Genomic DNA, 18657 nt, shown 5'->3' with positions numbered 1-18657 from the left:
GGTGAATCAGCCGATATCGGCGAGGATCCGGTGAATCGCGTTGATGCCATGATCGTTTCGGTCGATCCCGGTGTCGATCACAGTGTCGATCACAGTGGCTTCCGGCCACGGCAGATCGTTGCGCGCCATCGCGTCGTACACGTCGGGTGAAGCGTCGGATGGACCCGGAGGGCGGGACTCGACGCGATCGAGTGCTATCCGTTCGGGCGCTCGGCACACGTACTCGCGCAGGTCGGTATGAGCAAGGGTTGCGAGTGTCCGCACACGCCTGCGTTCTTCCGGATCGGTCCACGACGCGTCGAGGATCACCGACCTGCCCATCGAGACGAATTCGCGGGCCCGACGGAGGAGTTCCGCGTACGTATGGGTGGTGACGCTGTGCGTGTATAGCCCGCTTCGGATATCGGCAGGACGGCGGTCGTGGGGGTCCAGGCCGGCGAGTTCCTTGCGAACGACGTCGCTGGAGAGCACCAGGGCACCGGTCTGCTTCGACAGCGCTGCTGCCAAGGTGCTCTTTCCGGTCCCGGGCAATCCGCCGATCAGTGTGACGGTGACCGACGAGGACTGCAGATGCGCGAGAGCGAGCCGCAGGTGGGCACGAGCGTCGTCCTTCGAAGTGGTGTGGCCCTGGCCGAACCGTATGCACGCCACTTTGGCGCGAACGAGCGCCCGGTAGGCAATGTAGTGGTCGATCAGTGACCGTGGGGGACTGTCGGCTGCCGCCTCCACGTACGAGTCGAGGAAGAACCGAGCGGCGTCCGGTCTACCCAGGTACTCGAGATCCATTGCCAAACAGGCAACGTCGTCGATTCCGTCGATGAAGCGCAAGTGATCGTCGAAGTCCAGACAGTCGAGAATTCGGGGTCCGTCGGGCAGGCAGAAGATGTCGTCGGCCAGGAGATCACCGTGACCGTCGACCACCCTTCCCTGAGCAATTCGGTGCTCGAACAGATGCGACCGTCCGCTGATGAAGTTCGACGCCAACCCCGCGATGTTCTCGATGAGATCCATGTCGACGACGCCGATTGCGACCGTGCGCATTTCGTCGATATTGTCCTGCCAGCGTTGCGCAATCGCGGTTCGATGCCCCTCGTGGTCGATGCGGGCGCTCCTCGGCCCGCTTCGGTGGGCGGATGCGATGACCCTCGCGACTGCGTTCAGGTCGCTCGAGAGATTCTCGCCGGCGAGTGCGCGGGTCGACAGCCTGGTGGAATCGGGGAGTCGACGCATCTTCAGCAGTGGCTCGGCCGGACCACCTTCGAGGTCGGTGAGTTCCGCGATCCCGAGGTAGACGTCCGGTGCGAACCGGGAGTTCAGAGTGAATTCGCGATCGCATGCGACCCAACGTGAATCGACGGAGCGAAAGTCCAGGAAGTCGGTGCGGATCGGCTTTTTCATCTTGTAGGCAACATCGCCCACCATGAAGACATAAGCGCTGTGCGTCTCTCGGACCGTCGCCGGCATCGGCGGAGCAGGGTCGATCGAACGAACACTGGTGGAATCGGCGACTGCGGTCATGAAGCGTCCTCGGATCGGCATTCGGTGAACGAGCCGATGTGGCCTCGAAATCACGACGCTACGGCGGCCGGCGGCCTGTGGCTGGGGACCTTGTGCACCAGTGTCGATGACCAAAGGTTCGCATTCGGGCGAGAAGGGACTTTCGTCGACATGCCCGTTACCGATGGCACCTGCGGGCGTCGACCGTCACGCAATAGCGTCGTTCTCATGCTCGAGCCGACAGCACGACAATGGATTTCCTACAACCTGGGTGGAACGCTGCCCGCGGACTTGAATCCGTGGGTGCACCACGATCTCTTGGGACGGGGATCTGCTGTTCGGCATGTCCTGCGTTTCACGATCCCACTCGTTCCCCTACTGCTGCTGTTCCTTCTCTTTCCCGGACCGGTGTGGTTGCCGCTGCTGATGATGTCCCTGATTCTGCTTCCGGTGCTCTACTTCGCACTGGGTCTGATGAATGTGTACCGAGGATTTCGACTACGGCAACACGGCATGGCGGACGACCCCGCGGAACGGAAACGCGAAGGCACCGAGGAGAAGCGCCGCGAGTACGAGGCACGCTTCGGGCGCGAATAGAGCGCCGATCAGCCGAGGAACAGCACGTCGACGACGACGTAGCCGGCGACCACGAAGACCAGGTAAGCGAAGAGTCGCTGCAGGCGGGCGGTATCGACGCGGGTGCCGAAGTGTCCGGCCAGTAGCGAACCGGCGATCGCCGTGCCCGCGAATGCGGCGGTGACGGCCCAGTCGATGCTCGTTCCGCTCAGGTGCGAGAAGAGGCCTGCAGCGGAGTTGGCGACGATGATGACCAACGAGGTACCGACCGCGACCGACATCTCGATACCCAGCATCAGCACCAGAACCGGAATGATGAGGAACCCTCCTCCCACACCGAACAGTCCGGTCACGAAGCCTACGGCCAGCCCTGCCGGGATGGATCGCGGGGCGCATCGCCTCCAGTTGATCCCGGATCCCGATGTCCTACAGGCTGTTCCGGTGTCACTCCGTTCGGCGAGCATGCGTGCACCAGCGGCCACCATCACCGCTGCGAACCCGAGCAGCAGCGCTGTGTCCGGAAGCAGGCGACCCACGGCGCTCCCGGCGAAGGTGGCAGGAATCCCGGTCGCCGCGAACACGCCGGCCAGACGCCATTCGACCTTCCGTGCCCGCAGTTTCGGTAGCACCCCGACGGCCGAGGCAGCGCCGACGACGATCAGCGAGACAGCGACCGCCTCGGTGGGCGACATTCCCAGCGCGAACACCAACACCGGAACGGCCAGGATCGAGCCGCCGCCACCGAGAAGTCCGAGCAGGATGCCGATCACCACGCCGAATCCCAGCGCCAGTGTCAACGTCATCGTGGGTCCACCCCTATCAGCTGTTCTTCGTTGGATACCCCAGGGGGTACTTGACATACCCTAGGGGGTATTGCACACTGTGTCTACCACCCAGCGAAACTCGCCCGGAGACTTCTCAGACGGAGGAACCCATGATCCTCGAGCAGTACTACCTCGAATGTCTTTCCCACGCTTCGTACCTGATCGGAGATCAGAGCACGGGGCGCGCGATCGTCGTCGATCCGCGTCGCGACATCGCTGAGTATCTCGACGACGCCGCGAAGTACGGACTCACCATCGAAGGGGTCGTCAACACGCATTTCCACGCCGACTTCGTCTCGGGCCACCTCGAACTGGTCGACGCGACCGGTGCCTGGATCGGCTTCGGCGAGGCCGCCGAGACCGACTACCCGATCCGGCGACTGCGCGACGGGGAGCGGTTGTCCCTCGGCGACGTCGAACTCGAAATCCTCTCGACGCCAGGTCACACCTGGGAGTCGATCTCGGTGCTGGTGCGGGAGCGCCCCGGTGTCACGCCCACCGCGGTCCTGACCGGTGATTCCCTCTTCATCGGGGATGTCGGACGCCCTGACCTGGTCAATCTCGGGGACGGGTCCACCACCGACCTCGCCCGTGCAATGTATTCGACGATCCACGAGAAGCTGCTGACGCTGCCCGACGAGGTCACCGTCATGCCCGCTCACGGTGCCGGCTCGTCCTGTGGAAAGAACCTGTCCTCCGAGCTCACCTCCACCATCGGTGAGCAGCGCGCGAGCAACCCGTCGGTGCAGCCGATGAGTGCGGACGCCTTCGTGGCACTCGTCACCGAAGGTCAGCCGGCAGCGCCGTCGTACTTCTCCGCCGATGCCGCCATGAACAAGCGTATACACCCGCTCCTTCCGCAGGGCCGGACAGTTCCTGAGCTGACACCCGAAGCGATGAAGGCCGAACTCGCCGCCGGCACAAAGGTGCTCGACGCAAGAAGTGTGGACGATTTCGCGGCCGGTCATCTACGCGGATCGGTCAACGTGGGATTCGACGGTCGCTTCGCCGAGACCGGCGGCATGGTCGCGGAGGTCGGTGGTCGCATCGTGCTCATCGCCTATCCGGGCGAAGAGCAGGAGGCAGCACTGCGGTTGGCCCGAATCGGATCCGACAACGTGACCGGTTACCTCGGAATCGGCAGTGACGGTGTGTTTCCAGCCGAGCTGGCGACCTTGGTCGAGACGGCACCGCGCACCACGGTCGAGCAGCTCGACGCGATGCTCGCCGCGGACGAGGTGACACTCATCGACATTCGCAACCCGGGTGAGCGCGACTTCGGCACGATACCGGGAGCGATCCCGATCCCGCTGGCCCAGTTGCGAACTCGACTCGATCAGGTGCCGACCGGCAAACCGATCGTGATGCACTGCGCCGGAGGATGGCGCTCGAGCGTGGCTGCGTCGCTGCTGCGTGCTCAGGGATTCGACGACGTCTCGGACCTGCTGGGCGGCTACAACGCCTGGGCCGACGCGCACGTTCCGGCCTGACTTCCGACCGACTCGTACCAGGAGGATTCTCATGTGTTACCCCGTCACCTGCAAGAAATGCCACAAGACCGGCTGGGGCGGTTGCGGCAAACATGTCGACTCCGTCATGCGGACGGTTGCGGCATCCGATCGTTGCACCTGCAGCGAGGATTCGACGCCACCCACGAAGGAGCGTCGAAGCATGCGGTCGTTGTTCGGTCGCTGAGCGTCCGGCAACTCACCGGTCGGTGGGGACGATGATCGCTGGAATGTCGACGGCGTGGAGAACGGCCATGGAAGTCGATCCGAGAAGCAACGACGCCATACCGCCCCGTCCGCGGCTACCCATCACCACCAGTTGCGCACGCTCGCACTCTCGGGCGATTTCGCGAACAGGCTGATCGCGCGCCACTACACGTCGGATCGTCACATCGGGATAGTCGTCCGCGAGGCCTGCGAGGGCCTCGGCAAGCGAAACATTGGCGGCTACTTCGTCTTCCCACCAATCCACGATGAGATCGCGCGTCAGGGTGCTGCCCCGATCGGCGTCCTTCCATGCGTGAACCGCGACGAGATCGACGCCGCGCAACGATGCTTCCTCGAGCGCGAGGGCTACGGCGGGTTGGCTGTTCGGTGTGCAGTCGACACCGACCACGACCGGGCCGTCCCGGTCCGAGTCCGACTTGACCACGACCACCGGATACCGGGAGTGCGTCACCACCGCGGTGCTGACCGATCCGAGCAGGGTGTCGGCCACCTCACTGCGGTCCCTCGCGCCGACAACGATCATCTCCGGACGCCGCGCGGTATCGGTCAGAACGGCTGCAGCCGAACCGTGTTCGCGTCGAGTATCGACGTGCGTTCGAGTCGGCCCGGCACCTTCGTGCACGACGCCCACCGCGTCGGCCAGAATTCGGTCGGCGGCTGCGTCTCGGTCGCCGAGAGTGTCGGTCAGCACATCGAGCGCCTCGAGGGGCGTGTGAGGCACGATCGAGGTTGCCGTCACCAATTCGATCGATGCCTGGCGGCGCGCTGCCTCGAACGCGGCCCATCGCACTGCGTCGAGCGATGCCTCGGATCCGTCCACGCCCACAACTATTCTGGCCGATTCGACCATGTGATTTCCTGTTCTCTGATTTCTCAAAACTGCACGTTCACCTCCATGTTGGCCACCGTAGGGTCGCGTGGGCAGGGGCTGAAGTCACCGGAAACCGGGACGAAGTCACGACCTGGACGGCGTCGCTCCGAGCGGACACACGGCAGCGACGCACCAGGACCTTGTACCCCCGATTCGGGGCAGTCCGGCCGTGTGCCGACCGGTTCGCCAGCGCGCATGCTCGGATGGAGCCTCTTGTTTCGAGGGGAACACAAAAGAACAGGAAGTTCCAAAGCACACGGAGCAATTCACCGTCGAAGGCAATGTGGCGCACTACACGATCGAGGACATCGCCCGGGCCAACCCGGACTTCCGCAAGGTGTTGTGGACCGGCAAGTACGCGCAGATCGTGTTGATGACGATTCCGGTCGGCGGCGAAATCGGGGACGAGGTACACGAAACCACCGACCAAATACTGAATTTCGTAGCCGGTACCGGAGAAGCAGTGCTGAACGGCCAGTCACATCGCGTCGAAGCCGGCGATCTGTGTGCCGTCGCTGCGGGTGCCCAACACAACTTCAGGAACACCGGTGACGAGCCGCTCGTCCTCTACACCGTGTACGGCCCGCCGGAACATGCAGCAGGCGCGTCCTATGCAACCAAGGTCGATGCCGATGCGGCCGAGGCAGCCGGCCGCGACGAGCCCCCGCACTCCTGATCCGCCCGCATTCGATCAAGGGCTTTGTGCCCTAGAGATATTGGACGATCATCGGTCAAGCTGGAACGATGATATCGACAACGCGGATGGCCACCGAACGCAACCGACGATGGCCGTGGCTCGGTGCAGTCTGCGGAGGAGTGTCGATCAACGCCTTCGGCGGAGCGATCGGGTTGGCCTCGGGTGCAATCGATCTGAGCCCCGATGTACAGGCCAGTCTGCCGATGTCCAGCACCGCGCTCGCTGCACTCGTGCTGGTGATGGTCGTCGGTATTCCGATGGGGCTCGCTGCGGTGTCCGCCTTCGCCGGCGGCGGAAGGTCGGGGCCGATGGCCCACATCGCCGGTGTGCTGTTGGTTGCCTGGATCGTCGTGCAACCGGCGGTGACCGGTGAGACGAGTTGGCTGCAAGGATCGTTCGGGGTACTGGGGTTCGTCATTGCGATCCGCGGATGGCGGATGACGGTGGTTGCGGGCAGGTCCGCATACCTCATTTCGGAGGAGACATGAGAATACTTGTCTCCACCGCCGGTCGCCACGGAGCGACTGCGACACTCGGACAAGAAATGGCGTTGGTGTTCGCGCATGGCTGTGCGCACGTCGATGTGCGCACACCGGATTCCGTACTCGAAGTGGATGACTACGACGCTCTGGTGATCGGCAGTGCCGTCTACGGCAATCGATGGATTCCGATGGTCAACGACCTGGTCGCACGGTTGTCCGACAAGCCGCATCCGCCCGTATGGCTGTTCTCCTGCGGACCGTTGCATTCGTTGGACAGGCCTGTCAACGACACGTCCGATGCGGCGCGAGCAACTGCGGCCTTGAATGCATTCTCGCACTGCACATTTCCTGGCAAGCTCGATGTGGCAGAGCTGTCGCACGGTGAGCAGTTGGTGTTCGCCTCGTCCGGTGCCGCCGAAGGGGACTTCCGCGACTGGATTCGAGTATGCAACTGGGCACGAGACATACTGGCTTGCCTCGCCTCAGTGGACCACGAGAACAGGGCAGTGCGATGAGTGCACGAGCGACTGCCCGATCGATCCGAGGAGCGGCCCGGTAATCGGTCCCAAACCGCGGCTTCCGACGACAACCAGCTGCGCCGACGCCGAAGCGCGAACGAGCGCGTGCTCGGCAGAGGACTCGATGCAGTGCAGGTGCACTGTGACATCGGTGAACCTGGAAGCGGCGGGCGCGATCCTCTTCTCGAGCCGGTCGAGCGGTGGACGGTCATGGCCGGCATTCGGACCACGGTGATGCGAATCGAGATGGATTGCTGTCAGTGGAAGTCCGAGGGTGTGGGCGAACCAGAACGCTCCGTCGGTCGCCCTGGTGCAGGACTCCGAATCGTCGACGCCCACCACCACGGCAGGCCTCCTGCTCGCGGCAGCGGAGTGAGGTCGCCAGACGACAACCGGGCAGTCCGACTCCGCAACGATACGGGTTGACTTGTAACCGAACAGGACATCGCTGAGTGGGCCTGATCGATGCCCGCCGATGACCGCCAGATCGGCGGTCATCGAGACCGAGCCGAGGAACCTGGCGATGGGCGAGCCGGACAGAATCGAGTCGACCACGACATCGGGATCGACGCCGTGAATTTCGGCGCGGGCCGAGCGCAGGAGTCGACGGCCCGCTACGCGATTCTCCGAATCGTACTTCTCGCGATCGGTATCGGCATGCGAGAGGTGTTGCTGCAGAGCATGAACAAGCCGAATTCGGGCGTTCGTGACATGGGCAAGATCGGCCGCCCACCTGCTCGCACCTCGGGATGCGTCGGATCCGTCGATGCCGACGGCAATGTCACCCAAGCCGGTCCGTGACCAGAATCCGCGCTGCGTGTGTTCGGCCTCGGTCATCGTGACCGCACCGCGGACGGGCAGACATGCTCGTGGATCTCCGACGCCAACTGCGCCACGGATTCGGTCAGGATCGTGTTCGCCTCGATCATCTCCTGCAGCAGTGCCGTATTCGAGAGAGTGTGCACTGCAACCTCGCTGCTCACCGAGTCGGCACGCTTCGCCGAGATCAGCAGAATCGCGCCCTGGAGTCCTGCGATCATGGAGAGGAACAGGTTGAGCAGAATGAAGGGGTACGGATCGAAGCCGTCGCTCTTGTTGTATACGGCCCAGAGCGCCATCAGTCCCAGGAAGAAGTAGACGAACGGCCATGAGCCCATTCCGTTTCTGACGTAGTCCGCAGCTCGTTCACCGGTGGTCAGTGCGTCGCCGGTACGGACGCCCGGGTGTTTGCGCCACAGAGTCATGGGCCGCAGGTGTTCGGTTCGTGATGGGCAGCAGCGGTCATGAGCATCAGTGTGTCCCGCGCGGACGGTGCGCACCAGGGACGAAAGACCACGATGGGCGGGAACTTCGCCCGCCAACCGACAAACCGGGATCTGTCCTCGCTCCTCGGTGACTTCCGGCCCTACATCCGAGTATGCAGTAGTCGCCATGATCGACATCAGTGCATCGCTCGAGCGTCGAGAACGGCACGGTTTGCACAGTTGGAGGAACTCACCATGAAAGCTGCAGTCGTCACCGAGTTCGGCGGGCCTCTGGTCGTCAAGGACATCCCGATCCCGACACCCGCACCCGAGCAGGTGCTCGTGAAGATGGAGACATGCGGGGTGTGCCACACCGATATTCATGCGGCGCAGGGTGATTGGCCTGCGAAGCCGACTCTTCCGTTCGTTCCGGGACACGAGGGTATCGGCGTGATCGAGGCAGTGGGATCGCAGGTCGATGCAAGTCGAATCGGCGAACGCGTTGCGATCGCGTGGCTCGGGTCTGCGTGCGGGGAATGCGATCACTGCGTGTCCGGATGGGAGACGCTGTGCGAGAAGCAGCAGAACAGCGGCTACTCCATCGACGGCGCGTACGCCGAATACGCTGTGGCACATGCGCGATACGTCGTTCGCGTGCCCGACAGCATCTCCTCGTTCGATGCAGCCCCGTTGACGTGTGCCGGCGTCACCACTTACAAGGCCGTGAAGGTCGGCGGGGTAGCACCGGCTCAACGCGTTGCGATATTCGGTGTCGGTGGATTGGGACACATGGCCGTGCAGTACGCCAAGATCGCCGGCGGATTCGTCACTGCAGTGGACATCGAGGACGACAAGCTCGAACTTGCTCGTGAACTCGGTGCCGATCACACCGTCAACTCGTCGAAGGTCGATCCCGTCGAGGAGATCAAGGCACTCGGCGGAGCCGATGTGGCCATCGTGTTGGCCGTGATCCCGAGCGTGTTCGATCAGGCCTTCCGTTCGCTTCGCCGCGGCGGCCGACTGGTGTGCGTCTCGATGCCCGCTCACGGTGTGTTCCCGGTCCCGATCTTCGAGACGGTCGTCGGCGGAATTTCCGTCCTCGGTTCGATCGTCGGTACCCGAAAGGACCTGCGTGAAGTGTTCGCACTGCACGAGGCCGGGCGGACCACGGTATCTGCCGTCTCACGCAAATTGGACGAAGTGAACGAGTGCTTCGACGACCTCATGGGTGGCCGCGTCACCGCTCGTCAGGTCTTCGAGTTCTGAACTCGACATCGTCGGTCACTGCGGGGCTGACCGCGGTGTTCCCTTCGGCCGAACGATTCGCCGTTCGGTGAGGCCGTAAGGTCGGGGTGGGCAGGCGCATACCCGAAAGGTATGTGTGCCCACAACGGAGTGAGCAGTGATGAACACCGACGAACACGAAGACGATCTCAGGTCGAGCCTGGCCGACCTGAGCAAGCTGTCCATGACCAATCTGTCTCTGTCCGACACCCTCTCTCACGTGGCGGAATTCGCTGTTCGGGCCATTCCCGGTGCGGACGGTGCCGGATTGACGCTCCTGCATCCGGCCGCCCCGACACGATTGTCGCGAGTGCAGATTTCGTCCGTGTCGTCGACGACATCCAGTACGGACTCGGCCAGGGCCCCTGCATCACGGCAGCTGCAGAGGGCATCACCGTTCGATCGGGTTCACTCGAAACCGATCCGCAGTGGCCGGAGTTCGGTCCGAAGGTCGGTCGGTTGGGAGTGCACAGCGTGTTGTCTCTGCCGCTGATCACCGCAGGCGGTGTGCTCGGTGCGATGAATGTCTACGCGCACCGGCCCGATGCATTCGATGCCCGCGCTGCCGAGTTGGGCGAACTGTTCGCGGTACCGGCTGCGATCTCGGTGCAGAACGCGCGCGCACTGGCCAGTGCTGCCCGGCTCACCGAGCAACTGGAGAGGGCACTGAACAGTCGGGCGGTGATAGACCAGGCGATCGGGGTGCTGATCAGCCGAAGTGGATGCACCGGCACCGAAGGGTACGACAAACTCCGATCACTGAGCCAGAGCGAACACAAGAAGGTCGCAGTGGTCGCTGAGTCCATCGTGGGCGAGGCGATGAAGGCAGCCCGCTCCCGTTCGCGCAGATAAGGGCGTAGCGTTCAGGTCGCACGCGCATTCCGAGGAATCGAGTCCGACTTTTCCTCGCGCTGGCATATCCACCCGGGCACGACGTTGCGGGTGAATCGGAAGAATCGAACAGGCGATCGGGCCGCACCTGGATTCTCGATGGAACTTCAGCCTCGATTACTGGACGATCTTGCGACGCTGACCGAATCACTGGACAACTCGACCGTCGATCTCGCGCGCTTGGCGAGGCAGTTGGCAGCCGACATCGATGTGGCCGTCTCGGCTGTCGTCTCGATCACCCTGACCCTGATCGTCGACGGTGAACGGTTCGACGTTTCGATAGCGACGAGCCGCCCGCATCAGGGGGTCGTTGCATCGTCGCTCGAATTCACCCTCGCGGGTCTTCCGGATTCGCCTTCGGCCAGACAACTGCTGATCCTGTCCGGTACAGCCGGAGCACTTGTCGACTTCGCAGCGGATGTGGGCTTCGCGCTCGGGCTATCGGAGGGTTCGGCTGTGCTGGACCGACATCTGGTCCGCAGCGGCGGAACCGACTTCGTACCCGCCGACCCGCGCCTTCTTGCCGATGTGAGCGAGGTGAATCAGGCAATCGGTGTTCTCGTTGCAAGCGGCCGCACGGTTGCCGAAGCGCGTACCGAATTGGGCAGACTCGCCGAGCGATCGAATCGGTCTACTGTCGCCGAGGCCGGCCGCACCCTGCGCGATGCCCGCGGCTGGTTTCCGCCTCGGCTACCGTGAATTTCCGCGGCCGATCGACTGCTCAGCGAAAGCGATGGGCAATGACGCTGCGCGGCAACCCCAATGGGCTGGGATACGCGACCAGTACTCGGTTTCCATCCGGGTCACAGCCGTCGACGTAGCTGACGCCGCCCTCACTGTGCGCGAACGTCGACGGATACCACTCCCGGAGCCGAGCACCCATTTCGTTGAGCGACTCCATGCGCTGGGCAGACCACATGATCTCGTTGACGCCGAGAGCTCCTATCGGTCGCTGCACGGACATCGGATCCGCGTGCAGGTAGATCTGAAAACCGTTTCGGGCCAATAGAAGAGCTGCGTCCTCCTCCTTGATCGAGACGGTGAACTCGAACACCGAACAGTAGAAGTCGATCGATCGCGACAGTTCTCGTACTCGAATCAAAGCGGATGCGACTGCCACCGTGGCGATATGCGATGGGATCGCCCCGGTGGTGCCCGGACTAGAGATGATCCCTCGAATGAACCACAAGCACTGGGCAGTGGGCATGTTCGGCACATTGCGAGCTGACAGAACCGAGAAGCAGTCCGACGAAGCCGCCGTGACCGCGGCTTCCGACAACGAGAATCTCGGCGTCATGGCTGGCTTCGAGTAGAACCTTCGCCGCAGAACCCTGCCTCGCCAGCTGTTTCAGACCTGCGGGGAGATCGGGGCCGAATGCAGCAGCCGTAGCCTCGGCGAGAATCGTCTCGGCGTTCTTCGCGGGCTCGACCTCGATCACATAGCCGGTGTCCATGTACGGCTGGTACTGCCAGACATGGATTGCTTCCAGCGTGGTCGACAAGGCAGCGGCCAAATGCTGCGCACGTTGCAGGGCAAGGATCGAGGAAGGTGATCCATCGACCCCCACCACAATCGGGCGGCCGGTCGGCTCGGTAGCGGTCATGAAGATCGGCCTTTCTCGGGTGAGGGCACCAGTCGTTCGGTGAGGATTCCGCTGATGTCTTCGGCCCATCGGGCAACATCTGCGGGTGATCTGCTGTCGCCGTCCGCAGCCTTGATCAGCCGAACGACCGCACGCTCGAAGCGTGACAACTTCGAGTGGTCCAGTTTGCCTCCGAACACACGATGCTCGATCGCCCAGGCGGCTTTCGTCTCCTTCGGCTGAGTTTCGGCCGGGGTACTGCCGTCCACCGGGCCGCTCGAGAACAGCCACACCGGCATGGTCTCCAGTTCGGCCTGTTCCCTGGCGATCAGTGAGCGTGCGTCTCGGAGCCATCGGCCCATGTAGACGCCGCTGCCGATGATCGCGGCGTCGTACTCGACAATGCTGTCGACGTCGGAGGCATCACGAACATCGATCGTCGTCGCGCCGTCGACGCTGGACAGTTCGTGCGAGAGGTTCGAGCCCAGCCACCGCCCGATCTCTCGGGTGGCACCGTGGCGGCTCGCTGTTGCTATCAGGATTCGCATGTGGACGTCCTGTCAGTGTTGGTTCGGGTTCGGTTGAATCGCAATGCAAGGCCATCCATCTGTGTCAGGTACTGCACTCGATCCAAGTCGCCGCGCGCATATCGCGCGGCGAACAGTTCTTCCAACGTGTTGGGTCCGGCACTGTCGAGTGAAGGAACGAGAATCATGCCGGGTGGTCCTTGTCGTGGAGGGAGACTGCTCGATGATCACTCTGCGCTGCGGGTCCGCCGCCGAGTAGGGACTTACGACCCACAGGGACGGCCGAAGGTGATCGACATATCGGGTCCGCGGCATGGACTCCGAACGCGCTCCACTCGAGTTCGTAGAAAAGGACCTTCGGCAGCGGTGCGGGGGCATCCGACCGTGGCCCGGAGGCAGTCACAACACGCACGCTGGTGGCGTGCGCAGATCCGACGGTCTGCCGCACCCGGCTACGAGGAGACCTGTTGACCATGGACCTGAAGCACATCACTCGCGTAGTTCTCTTCACGGCAGTGAGTAGCTGACATGCGCATCGTCATTGCTGTCGGCGGAAACGCGTTGCTTCGTTGCGACGAGCGCTCCGATACCGCCGAACAACTCGCGCATGTTCGTTCCGCGGCAATCGCTCTCGCGCCCATCGTTCGCGAACACGAGGTCGTCATCTGTCTCGGCAACGGACCTCACGTGGATCCACGTGCACCGGAAAGCAGCTTGCACGCGGCATTGGTGCACCCTTACCCGCTGGATGCAGTCGGAGCTCAGAGCCAAGGCATGATCGGTTACTGGCTGTCGCAGGCATTGCGCAACGCGGGCATCGTGAAACCGATCGTCAACCTGACCACGCAGGTACTCGTCGACTCGGACGATGTGGCGTTTTCCGATCCGACCACGTTCGTCGGGGCCGTCTACACCGAGTCCGAGGCCCGCGCCGCAGTGGACGAGCACGGTTGGTCCATCGCTCCCGACGGCACAGGGTGGCGTCGAACAGTACCGTCGCCCAGTCCGATTCGCGTGATCGAGCAGGAATCGATCACGCGCTTGGTCCAGGCCGGCTCCGTCGTACTCTGTGGCGGCGGCGGCGGTGCCCCTGTCGTCGAGGCAGCGACTGGACAGCTGCGCGGAGTGGATGCGGTCATCGACAAGGACCTGACCGCGACGCTGATCGCCCTCGATTGCGACGCCGATCGTCTGCTGATTCTCACCGATGTGCCCGCTGTCGTCGATCACTTCGGAACCGCGCAGGCGGAGCCGCTGGGCAACGTCTACGTCGACGAACTCGACCCCACCGCCTTCGCGGCGGAGTCGATGGGCCCGAAAGTGCAGGCCTGCAGCACCTTCGCCTGGGCGACCGGGCACTTCGCATCCATCGGCGCCCTCGACGATGCACAGAACGTGCTCGACGGGATATCGGGCACAACGGTTCTCGACCGTCGAACCGAGGACATCGCGGCCGGACGGCGTGCAGTATGAGCCAGGCGGAACGCCGATGACCGTCCTCGTTCGGACAACAGACGGCCGCAACCTCGAAGTACTCGACACCGGCCCCGCGGACGCCTTTCCGCTCGTCTACCACCATGGCACACCGCAGGGCGCGGTGCCTTTCCCGACCCTCGAACGTGCTGCTGCAGCTCAAGGATTGCGGGTCGTCTCCTACTCGCGGCCAGGGTACGGAGCGTCGTCTCCGCGCCCGAACGGTGCCACCACTGCCCAGGTCGCCGACGACGCCGTCGACACCGCGGCGGTGCTCGACTACCTCGGGATCGATGAGTTCCTAACGATCGGCTGGTCCGGCGGGGGACCGCGCGCACTGGCGTGTGCTGCGATGCTGCCAGGACGCTGCCTGGCCGCTGCCTGCTGTGTCGGGATCGCGCCGGCCGCTGAGTACGACGGTGACATTCGCGATGGGATGGCCGAAGAGAACATCGACGAGTACACGGCCGTCTTCGCCGGTGTCGAGGCACTGGAAACGTTCCTCGATGTCAGAAAGGGTTTCTTCGGTGTCACGCCGGACCAGGTGGCGGCAGGATTGGGAGCATTGGCTCCGCCGGTCGACCGTGCTGCACTGACCGACGAATTGACGAATTATCTCGCCGCGTCGGTCAACGCCGCCGGCCGTCAAGGCATCGTCGGGTGGCGTGACGACGACCTGACCCACACGCGCCCATGGGGTTTCGATACGAGCCGCATCACGACTCCGGTGTCGATCTGGCAGGGCAGCCTCGACACGATGGTGCCGTTCGCGCACGCTCGATGGCTGGCGGCGAATGTTGCCGGCGCGCAGGCGCATCTGATCGAGGGAGAGGGACATATATCTCTCATGAGTCAGCTCCCGGCCATCCTGAAGGACCTTCGGGGGTTGGGCGGGTCGGTTCGACCGCGGTGACGGCTGGCTCGACTCACGTGTAGATGGCTCCCATCCATATCGTCGTCACAGGTATTCCTTTGTCGCAGTCGTTCTGTTGCGGGCTGCGCTGGGCACGACGGTGACAGGACACGACGCGCGTGCCATCACCGAGCGGCTGGTGGAGCCGAGCATCATTCCGGCGAATCCTCCGCGACCGTGACTGCCCAGCACCAGTAACTGGGCGCTCTGCGCGTGGTCCAACAGTGCGTGGACCGGACGGTCTCTGACCGCCACATGGCGCAGCGCCACCGTCGGATGACGGCGGGCGCAATCGTCGACGGCCCTTGCCAATACGTCGTCTGCTTCGGGGCGGTGGACTGCCCATTCGAGGCCGGGAACCGACATCCCTATCGACAGATCGGAATCGGCCCATGCGTGCACTGCGGTGACCGGAGCGCTTCGCACTTCGGCCTCCTCGAACGCCCACTCAACCGCGGCCATGGCGGCCGAGGTTCCATCGACTCCGACCACGACCGGTTCGGACTGTGTGTAGCCACCCGTCGGCCACGCATGTACGACCGTGACCGGGCAGTGCGAATGTGTGCTCAGGGCAACGCTGACCGAACCCAACGACATGCGTTGTGCCGCACCGAGTCCGCGCGTCCCGATCACGACCATCCGCGACGTCTCGGACATCTCGAGCAGGGTGGCGGCGGCGGGCCGGTCCGACAGAACTACGTCGACGGCGATGGTCGACACGACCGACCCCCTCGGCTGAGCCATCGACATCGCCTCGTCCAGAATGCGATTCGTCTCGAACCTCAGATGCGCGGATGTCCGTTCGGGCAGGGCATCGAGACCCGTGAGAACCGTCGGGACGGCCGAGACGATCGTCAGGTCGGAGCCGTGCAGTTCGGCATCGAGCACGGCCCACCGGACAGCGTCCAGAGACGCGGCTGAGCCGTCGACTCCGACGACGGTGTGGGAAATGCCCATCTGTTGTGTCCCTTCATGGCGGTGTCAGAGCTCCATCAGACGCTTCGGACCGGCATCCGCGCACCAGGACAACTACACCGACGGCAGGGACTTTCGACTCCACTTTCGATGACCAAAGGTGAAGCTCCCTCGCCCGTGGGTCCGTAGTGTTGGGGGAGATGCGCCCATCGAGGACGCGGGTGAGGGGTTGGACGTGGTCACAGTGTTTCTGGTCGACGATCACGAGATCGTGCGTCGAGGTCTGATCGATCTCATCGACTCCGACCCCGATCTCTCCGTGATCGGTGAAGCCGGAAGTTGCGCACAGGCACTCGCTCGTATTCCCGCTTTGCGGCCGGACGTCGCCGTTCTCGATGTTCGACTGCCCGACGGCAACGGCATCGAGCTGTGCCGCGAATTGCTCGACCGACTCCCCGATCTCAAATGCATGATGCTGACCTCGTTCACCGAGGATCAAGCCATGCTCGACGCGATCCTGGCCGGCGCGAGCGGATACGTCGTCAAGGACATCACCGGTATGGAGTTGACCCGCGCGATCAAGGACGTCGGCTCTGGTCGGTCGCTGTTGGACAATCGCGCGGCGGCAGCGCTGATGGACAAGCTGCGGGCGGGCACGGCCGCTCCCGGACCGATCGACCACCTCACCGGGCAGGAACGGACACTGCTCGACCTTCTGGGGGAGGGACTGACGAATCGGCAGATCGCCGCTCGAATGTTCTTGGCGGAGAAGACAGTGAAGAACTACGTCTCCCGGTTGCTCGCCAAGCTCGGGATGGAGCGCCGCACCCAGGCAGCGGTGTACGCGTCGAGGCTGGCCGAAACGCATCCGCGAACGCAATCCGGGCCGTCGGATGGATGATCACCGCGCATCGGGTCTCCCGCAGCTCCGACTCGGTGAACTGCTGGCCGAGGTACAGGACCGAATCGGGCGCATCGCGGATGCGCGCGTGCAGGCGGACGGCCTGCTCGACGCGATGTTCGTCATCACCTCCGGCCTCGACCTGGAGGTGACGTTGCGGTCGATCGTGGAGTCGGCAGTCAACCTCGTCGGTGCCCGGTACGGGGCCCTCGGTGTCCGAGGCGACGGTCACGGTCTGAAAGCGTTCATCCATCACGGTATGGACGAGGAGGTACGCGAAGCCATCGGCCACCTGCCCACCGGCCGAGGTGTGCTGGGTCTGCTGATCGATCAACCCCATGTCCTGAGACTCGACGACCTCTCGGCACATCCGGAGGCGGTGGGCTTTCCGCCGAACCATCCGCCGATGAAATCTTTCCTCGGCGTACCCATTCGGGTGCGCGACGAGGTGTTCGGAAACCTGTACCTCACCGAAAAGAAGGACGGAGGCCAGTTCACCGAGGACGATGAGGTGGTGACGCGCGCTCTCGCCTCGGCGGCCGGAATCGCGATCGAGAACGCACACCTGTACGAGGAGTCGCGGATCCGTCAATCGTGGATGGAAGCGATGCGGGACATCGGGACCGAACTGCTGGCCGGGAGCGATATCGACGAAGTCCTGCACATGGTGTCGAGACGAGCATTGCATCTGACCGGGGCCGACAGTGCGTTCATCGCTGTTCCCGCCGACGCGGCTCCGAACTCGGAGACGGTCTCTCGGTTGGTCATCTCGGTCGCCGAGGGGCACGACGCAGACGCTCTGGTGGGTTCACTCATCCCGATCGAAGGGTCGAGTTCCGGTGCGGCATATCGTCTTCGGACCGCTACCCGCAAGGAGGAGCTGGATTACCGGCCCAACGAGCACGTGGCGAACACCTTCGGCCCGGCGCTGATCTCGCCGCTACGGGTCGCCGACGGCGTGCGAGGCGTCCTGGTGACGCTGCGCCGAAAGGGCGCACCGGTCTTCAACGACTCCCAACTCGATCTCATTTCCAGCTTCGCCGACCAGGCCGCGCTCGTCATGCAGATGGCCGACACCACACGGCGAATGCACGAGCTGGACGTCCTCGCGGACCGTGATCGGATCGCCCGGGACCTCCACGATCACGTCATCCAACGGATCTTCGCGGCCGGATTGTCGCTGCAGAGCACGTTGCAGAAGACCGAGCTCGACGATATTCGTCAGCGTCTGGCTCGCACCATCGACGATCTGCAGGACACCGTCCAGGACATCCGTACGACGATCTTCGACCTGCAGAGCGCGACGCACTCGACCACTCGTCTACGGCAGCGCGTCAACGGAGCCGTCCTCGAACTCACCGAAAGCGTTCCCATTCGCGCCGTGGTTCGCATGTTCGGGCCCCTGTCGGTCATCGACAGTTCCCTCGCCGACCACGCCGTCGCCGTCATTCGTGAAGCAGTGAGCAACGTCGTCCATCACGCTCGGGCCGAGACCGTCAATGTCACCCTGGCGGTCGGAGACGATCTCCGCATCGAGGTCTCCGACGACGGAATCGGATTGGACGAGAACATCACTCGTAGTGGACTGGCGAACCTCGAGGCGCGGGCAGTCGATTGCGGTGGCACGATGACTCTCAGGCCGTCCGCAGCCGAAGCAGGTGGCACCGAGCTGATCTGGTCGGCACCGCTGCCCTGACGGCGGACGACCTTGGTCACTCGTTCCGA

The 18657-nt window shown here is 63.7% G+C and carries 21 protein-coding genes; 12 read left to right on the top strand and 9 right to left on the bottom strand.

Features of this window, described 5'->3' with window-relative positions; all coding sequences use genetic code 11:
- Positions 1–6: 6 nt before the first annotated feature.
- The gene (locus AYK61_RS13210) at positions 7–1518 is read right to left on the bottom strand and encodes a bifunctional aminoglycoside phosphotransferase/ATP-binding protein (RefSeq protein WP_259468043.1); all 1512 of its coding nucleotides are present in this window, start codon (positions 1516–1518) and stop codon (positions 7–9) included.
- A 207-nt stretch (positions 1519–1725) separates the two neighbouring features.
- Between AYK61_RS13210 and AYK61_RS13205 the strand changes: the two genes are divergently transcribed.
- Positions 1726–2094: a DUF5313 family protein gene (locus AYK61_RS13205; RefSeq protein ID WP_121871087.1), complete on the top strand. Its 369-nt coding sequence runs from the start codon at positions 1726–1728 to the stop codon at positions 2092–2094.
- Between the two features lie 8 nt (positions 2095–2102).
- Here AYK61_RS13205 and AYK61_RS13200 read toward each other — a convergent pair whose 3' ends face one another.
- The gene (locus tag AYK61_RS13200; RefSeq protein WP_121871086.1) at positions 2103–2876 is read right to left on the bottom strand and encodes a sulfite exporter TauE/SafE family protein; all 774 of its coding nucleotides are present in this window, start codon (positions 2874–2876) and stop codon (positions 2103–2105) included.
- 131 nt (positions 2877–3007) lie between these two features.
- On the opposite strand from AYK61_RS13200, the gene AYK61_RS13195 reads away from it, so the two are divergent.
- Positions 3008–4387, top strand: coding sequence for a rhodanese-like domain-containing protein (locus AYK61_RS13195; RefSeq protein WP_121871085.1), 1380 nt, complete (start codon positions 3008–3010; stop codon positions 4385–4387).
- Between the two features lie 217 nt (positions 4388–4604).
- On the opposite strand, the gene AYK61_RS13190 is transcribed toward AYK61_RS13195, so the two are convergent.
- Positions 4605–5483 (bottom strand): universal stress protein, encoded by an 879-nt coding sequence (locus AYK61_RS13190; RefSeq protein ID WP_121871084.1) that lies wholly within the window; start codon positions 5481–5483, stop codon positions 4605–4607.
- Between the two features lie 304 nt (positions 5484–5787).
- Between AYK61_RS13190 and AYK61_RS13185 the strand changes: the two genes are divergently transcribed.
- From AYK61_RS13185 to AYK61_RS13175, 3 genes are all read left to right on the top strand, one after another.
- Positions 5788–6180, top strand: coding sequence for a cupin domain-containing protein (locus tag AYK61_RS13185; RefSeq protein WP_121871083.1), 393 nt, complete (start codon positions 5788–5790; stop codon positions 6178–6180).
- Between the two features lie 68 nt (positions 6181–6248).
- Complete coding sequence (locus tag AYK61_RS13180) at positions 6249–6689, top strand: hypothetical protein (RefSeq protein ID WP_147458316.1); 441 nt, start codon at positions 6249–6251, stop codon at positions 6687–6689.
- Positions 6686–7198, top strand: coding sequence for a flavodoxin domain-containing protein (locus tag AYK61_RS13175; RefSeq protein ID WP_183130261.1), 513 nt, complete (start codon positions 6686–6688; stop codon positions 7196–7198). Before AYK61_RS13180 ends, AYK61_RS13175 begins: the two co-directional genes overlap by 4 nt.
- On the opposite strand, the gene AYK61_RS13170 is transcribed toward AYK61_RS13175, so the two are convergent.
- Complete coding sequence (locus tag AYK61_RS13170; RefSeq protein ID WP_121871080.1) at positions 7166–8038, bottom strand: universal stress protein; 873 nt, start codon at positions 8036–8038, stop codon at positions 7166–7168. The genes AYK61_RS13175 and AYK61_RS13170 overlap by 33 nt on opposite strands.
- Positions 8035–8445, bottom strand: a complete 411-nt coding sequence (locus AYK61_RS13165) for a DUF1003 domain-containing protein (protein WP_121871079.1) — start codon at positions 8443–8445, stop codon at positions 8035–8037. The genes AYK61_RS13170 and AYK61_RS13165 overlap by 4 nt, the downstream gene beginning before the upstream one ends.
- Before the next feature lie 255 nt (positions 8446–8700).
- Between AYK61_RS13165 and adhP the strand changes: the two genes are divergently transcribed.
- The 3 genes from adhP to AYK61_RS13150 all read left to right on the top strand — a co-directional run bounded on the left by adhP (position 8701) and on the right by AYK61_RS13150 (position 11319).
- Positions 8701–9711 carry an alcohol dehydrogenase AdhP gene (gene adhP, locus AYK61_RS13160; RefSeq protein ID WP_121872720.1) on the top strand — a complete coding sequence of 337 codons (1011 nt, stop codon included), beginning with the start codon at positions 8701–8703 and terminating at the stop codon, positions 9709–9711.
- Positions 9712–9822: 111 nt separating this feature from the next.
- Positions 9823–10581 (top strand): GAF and ANTAR domain-containing protein, encoded by a 759-nt coding sequence (locus AYK61_RS13155; RefSeq protein ID WP_259468041.1) that lies wholly within the window; start codon positions 9823–9825, stop codon positions 10579–10581.
- 138 nt (positions 10582–10719) lie between these two features.
- Positions 10720–11319: a hypothetical protein gene (locus tag AYK61_RS13150; protein ID WP_121871078.1), complete on the top strand. Its 600-nt coding sequence runs from the start codon at positions 10720–10722 to the stop codon at positions 11317–11319.
- 22 nt (positions 11320–11341) lie between these two features.
- Here AYK61_RS13150 and AYK61_RS13145 read toward each other — a convergent pair whose 3' ends face one another.
- Genes AYK61_RS13145 through AYK61_RS13135 form a run of 3 tightly spaced genes read right to left on the bottom strand, consistent with a single transcriptional unit; the run spans position 11342 to position 12751 of the window.
- Positions 11342–11740, bottom strand: coding sequence for a VOC family protein (locus AYK61_RS13145; RefSeq protein ID WP_259468040.1), 399 nt, complete (start codon positions 11738–11740; stop codon positions 11342–11344).
- Between the two features lie 40 nt (positions 11741–11780).
- On the bottom strand, positions 11781–12224 hold the full coding sequence (locus AYK61_RS13140; protein WP_121871077.1) for a universal stress protein: 444 nt from the start codon (positions 12222–12224) through the stop codon (positions 11781–11783).
- The gene (locus AYK61_RS13135) at positions 12221–12751 is read right to left on the bottom strand and encodes a flavodoxin domain-containing protein (protein WP_121871076.1); all 531 of its coding nucleotides are present in this window, start codon (positions 12749–12751) and stop codon (positions 12221–12223) included. The genes AYK61_RS13140 and AYK61_RS13135 overlap by 4 nt, the downstream gene beginning before the upstream one ends.
- A 507-nt stretch (positions 12752–13258) precedes the next feature.
- On the opposite strand from AYK61_RS13135, the gene AYK61_RS13125 reads away from it, so the two are divergent.
- Together AYK61_RS13125 and AYK61_RS13120 are read left to right on the top strand one after the other, a co-directional pair.
- Positions 13259–14203 carry a carbamate kinase gene (locus AYK61_RS13125; RefSeq protein WP_121871074.1) on the top strand — a complete coding sequence of 315 codons (945 nt, stop codon included), beginning with the start codon at positions 13259–13261 and terminating at the stop codon, positions 14201–14203.
- A 16-nt stretch (positions 14204–14219) separates the two neighbouring features.
- Positions 14220–15116 carry an alpha/beta fold hydrolase gene (locus AYK61_RS13120; RefSeq protein WP_121872718.1) on the top strand — a complete coding sequence of 299 codons (897 nt, stop codon included), beginning with the start codon at positions 14220–14222 and terminating at the stop codon, positions 15114–15116.
- Between the two features lie 45 nt (positions 15117–15161).
- Here AYK61_RS13120 and AYK61_RS13115 read toward each other — a convergent pair whose 3' ends face one another.
- A complete protein-coding gene (locus AYK61_RS13115) occupies positions 15162–16073 on the bottom strand; it encodes a universal stress protein (RefSeq protein ID WP_121871073.1) in 912 nt (303 codons plus the stop codon).
- Between the two features lie 193 nt (positions 16074–16266).
- Between AYK61_RS13115 and AYK61_RS13110 the strand changes: the two genes are divergently transcribed.
- Together AYK61_RS13110 and AYK61_RS13105 are read left to right on the top strand one after the other, a co-directional pair.
- Positions 16267–16932 (top strand): response regulator transcription factor, encoded by a 666-nt coding sequence (locus tag AYK61_RS13110; RefSeq protein ID WP_094613350.1) that lies wholly within the window; start codon positions 16267–16269, stop codon positions 16930–16932.
- Complete coding sequence (locus AYK61_RS13105) at positions 16925–18628, top strand: GAF domain-containing protein (RefSeq protein WP_121871072.1); 1704 nt, start codon at positions 16925–16927, stop codon at positions 18626–18628. The genes AYK61_RS13110 and AYK61_RS13105 overlap by 8 nt, the downstream gene beginning before the upstream one ends.
- Positions 18629–18657 lie beyond the last annotated feature (29 nt).

The organism is Rhodococcus sp. SBT000017 (assembly GCF_003688915.1).
In the GTDB taxonomy this organism is placed as follows: domain Bacteria; phylum Actinomycetota; class Actinomycetes; order Mycobacteriales; family Mycobacteriaceae; genus Rhodococcoides.
Note: the sequence above shows the minus strand (reverse complement) of the source record. Positions and strands in the feature narration are given on the sequence as shown.

Excerpts from the sequence above, each read along its gene's own strand:
- AYK61_RS13210 (WP_259468043.1), bottom strand. The coding sequence starts at position 1,518 with ATGACCGCAGTCGCCGATTCCACCAGTGTTCGTTCGATCGACCCTGCT.
- AYK61_RS13205 (WP_121871087.1), top strand. The coding sequence starts at position 1,726 with ATGCTCGAGCCGACAGCACGACAATGGATTTCCTACAACCTGGGTGGA.
- AYK61_RS13200 (WP_121871086.1), bottom strand. The coding sequence starts at position 2,876 with ATGACGTTGACACTGGCGCTGGGATTCGGCGTGGTGATCGGCATCCTG.
- AYK61_RS13195 (WP_121871085.1), top strand. The coding sequence starts at position 3,008 with ATGATCCTCGAGCAGTACTACCTCGAATGTCTTTCCCACGCTTCGTAC.
- AYK61_RS13190 (WP_121871084.1), bottom strand. The coding sequence starts at position 5,483 with ATGGTCGAATCGGCCAGAATAGTTGTGGGCGTGGACGGATCCGAGGCA.
- AYK61_RS13180 (WP_147458316.1), top strand. The coding sequence starts at position 6,249 with ATGATATCGACAACGCGGATGGCCACCGAACGCAACCGACGATGGCCG.
- AYK61_RS13175 (WP_183130261.1), top strand. The coding sequence starts at position 6,686 with ATGAGAATACTTGTCTCCACCGCCGGTCGCCACGGAGCGACTGCGACA.
- AYK61_RS13170 (WP_121871080.1), bottom strand. The coding sequence starts at position 8,038 with ATGACCGAGGCCGAACACACGCAGCGCGGATTCTGGTCACGGACCGGC.
- AYK61_RS13165 (WP_121871079.1), bottom strand. The coding sequence starts at position 8,445 with ATGACTCTGTGGCGCAAACACCCGGGCGTCCGTACCGGCGACGCACTG.
- adhP (WP_121872720.1), top strand. The coding sequence starts at position 8,701 with ATGAAAGCTGCAGTCGTCACCGAGTTCGGCGGGCCTCTGGTCGTCAAG.
- AYK61_RS13155 (WP_259468041.1), top strand. The coding sequence starts at position 9,823 with ATGTGTGCCCACAACGGAGTGAGCAGTGATGAACACCGACGAACACGA.
- AYK61_RS13150 (WP_121871078.1), top strand. The coding sequence starts at position 10,720 with ATGGAACTTCAGCCTCGATTACTGGACGATCTTGCGACGCTGACCGAA.
- AYK61_RS13140 (WP_121871077.1), bottom strand. The coding sequence starts at position 12,224 with ATGACCGCTACCGAGCCGACCGGCCGCCCGATTGTGGTGGGGGTCGAT.
- AYK61_RS13135 (WP_121871076.1), bottom strand. The coding sequence starts at position 12,751 with ATGCGAATCCTGATAGCAACAGCGAGCCGCCACGGTGCCACCCGAGAG.
- AYK61_RS13125 (WP_121871074.1), top strand. The coding sequence starts at position 13,259 with ATGCGCATCGTCATTGCTGTCGGCGGAAACGCGTTGCTTCGTTGCGAC.
- AYK61_RS13120 (WP_121872718.1), top strand. The coding sequence starts at position 14,220 with ATGACCGTCCTCGTTCGGACAACAGACGGCCGCAACCTCGAAGTACTC.
- AYK61_RS13115 (WP_121871073.1), bottom strand. The coding sequence starts at position 16,073 with ATGGGCATTTCCCACACCGTCGTCGGAGTCGACGGCTCAGCCGCGTCT.
- AYK61_RS13105 (WP_121871072.1), top strand. The coding sequence starts at position 16,925 with ATGGATGATCACCGCGCATCGGGTCTCCCGCAGCTCCGACTCGGTGAA.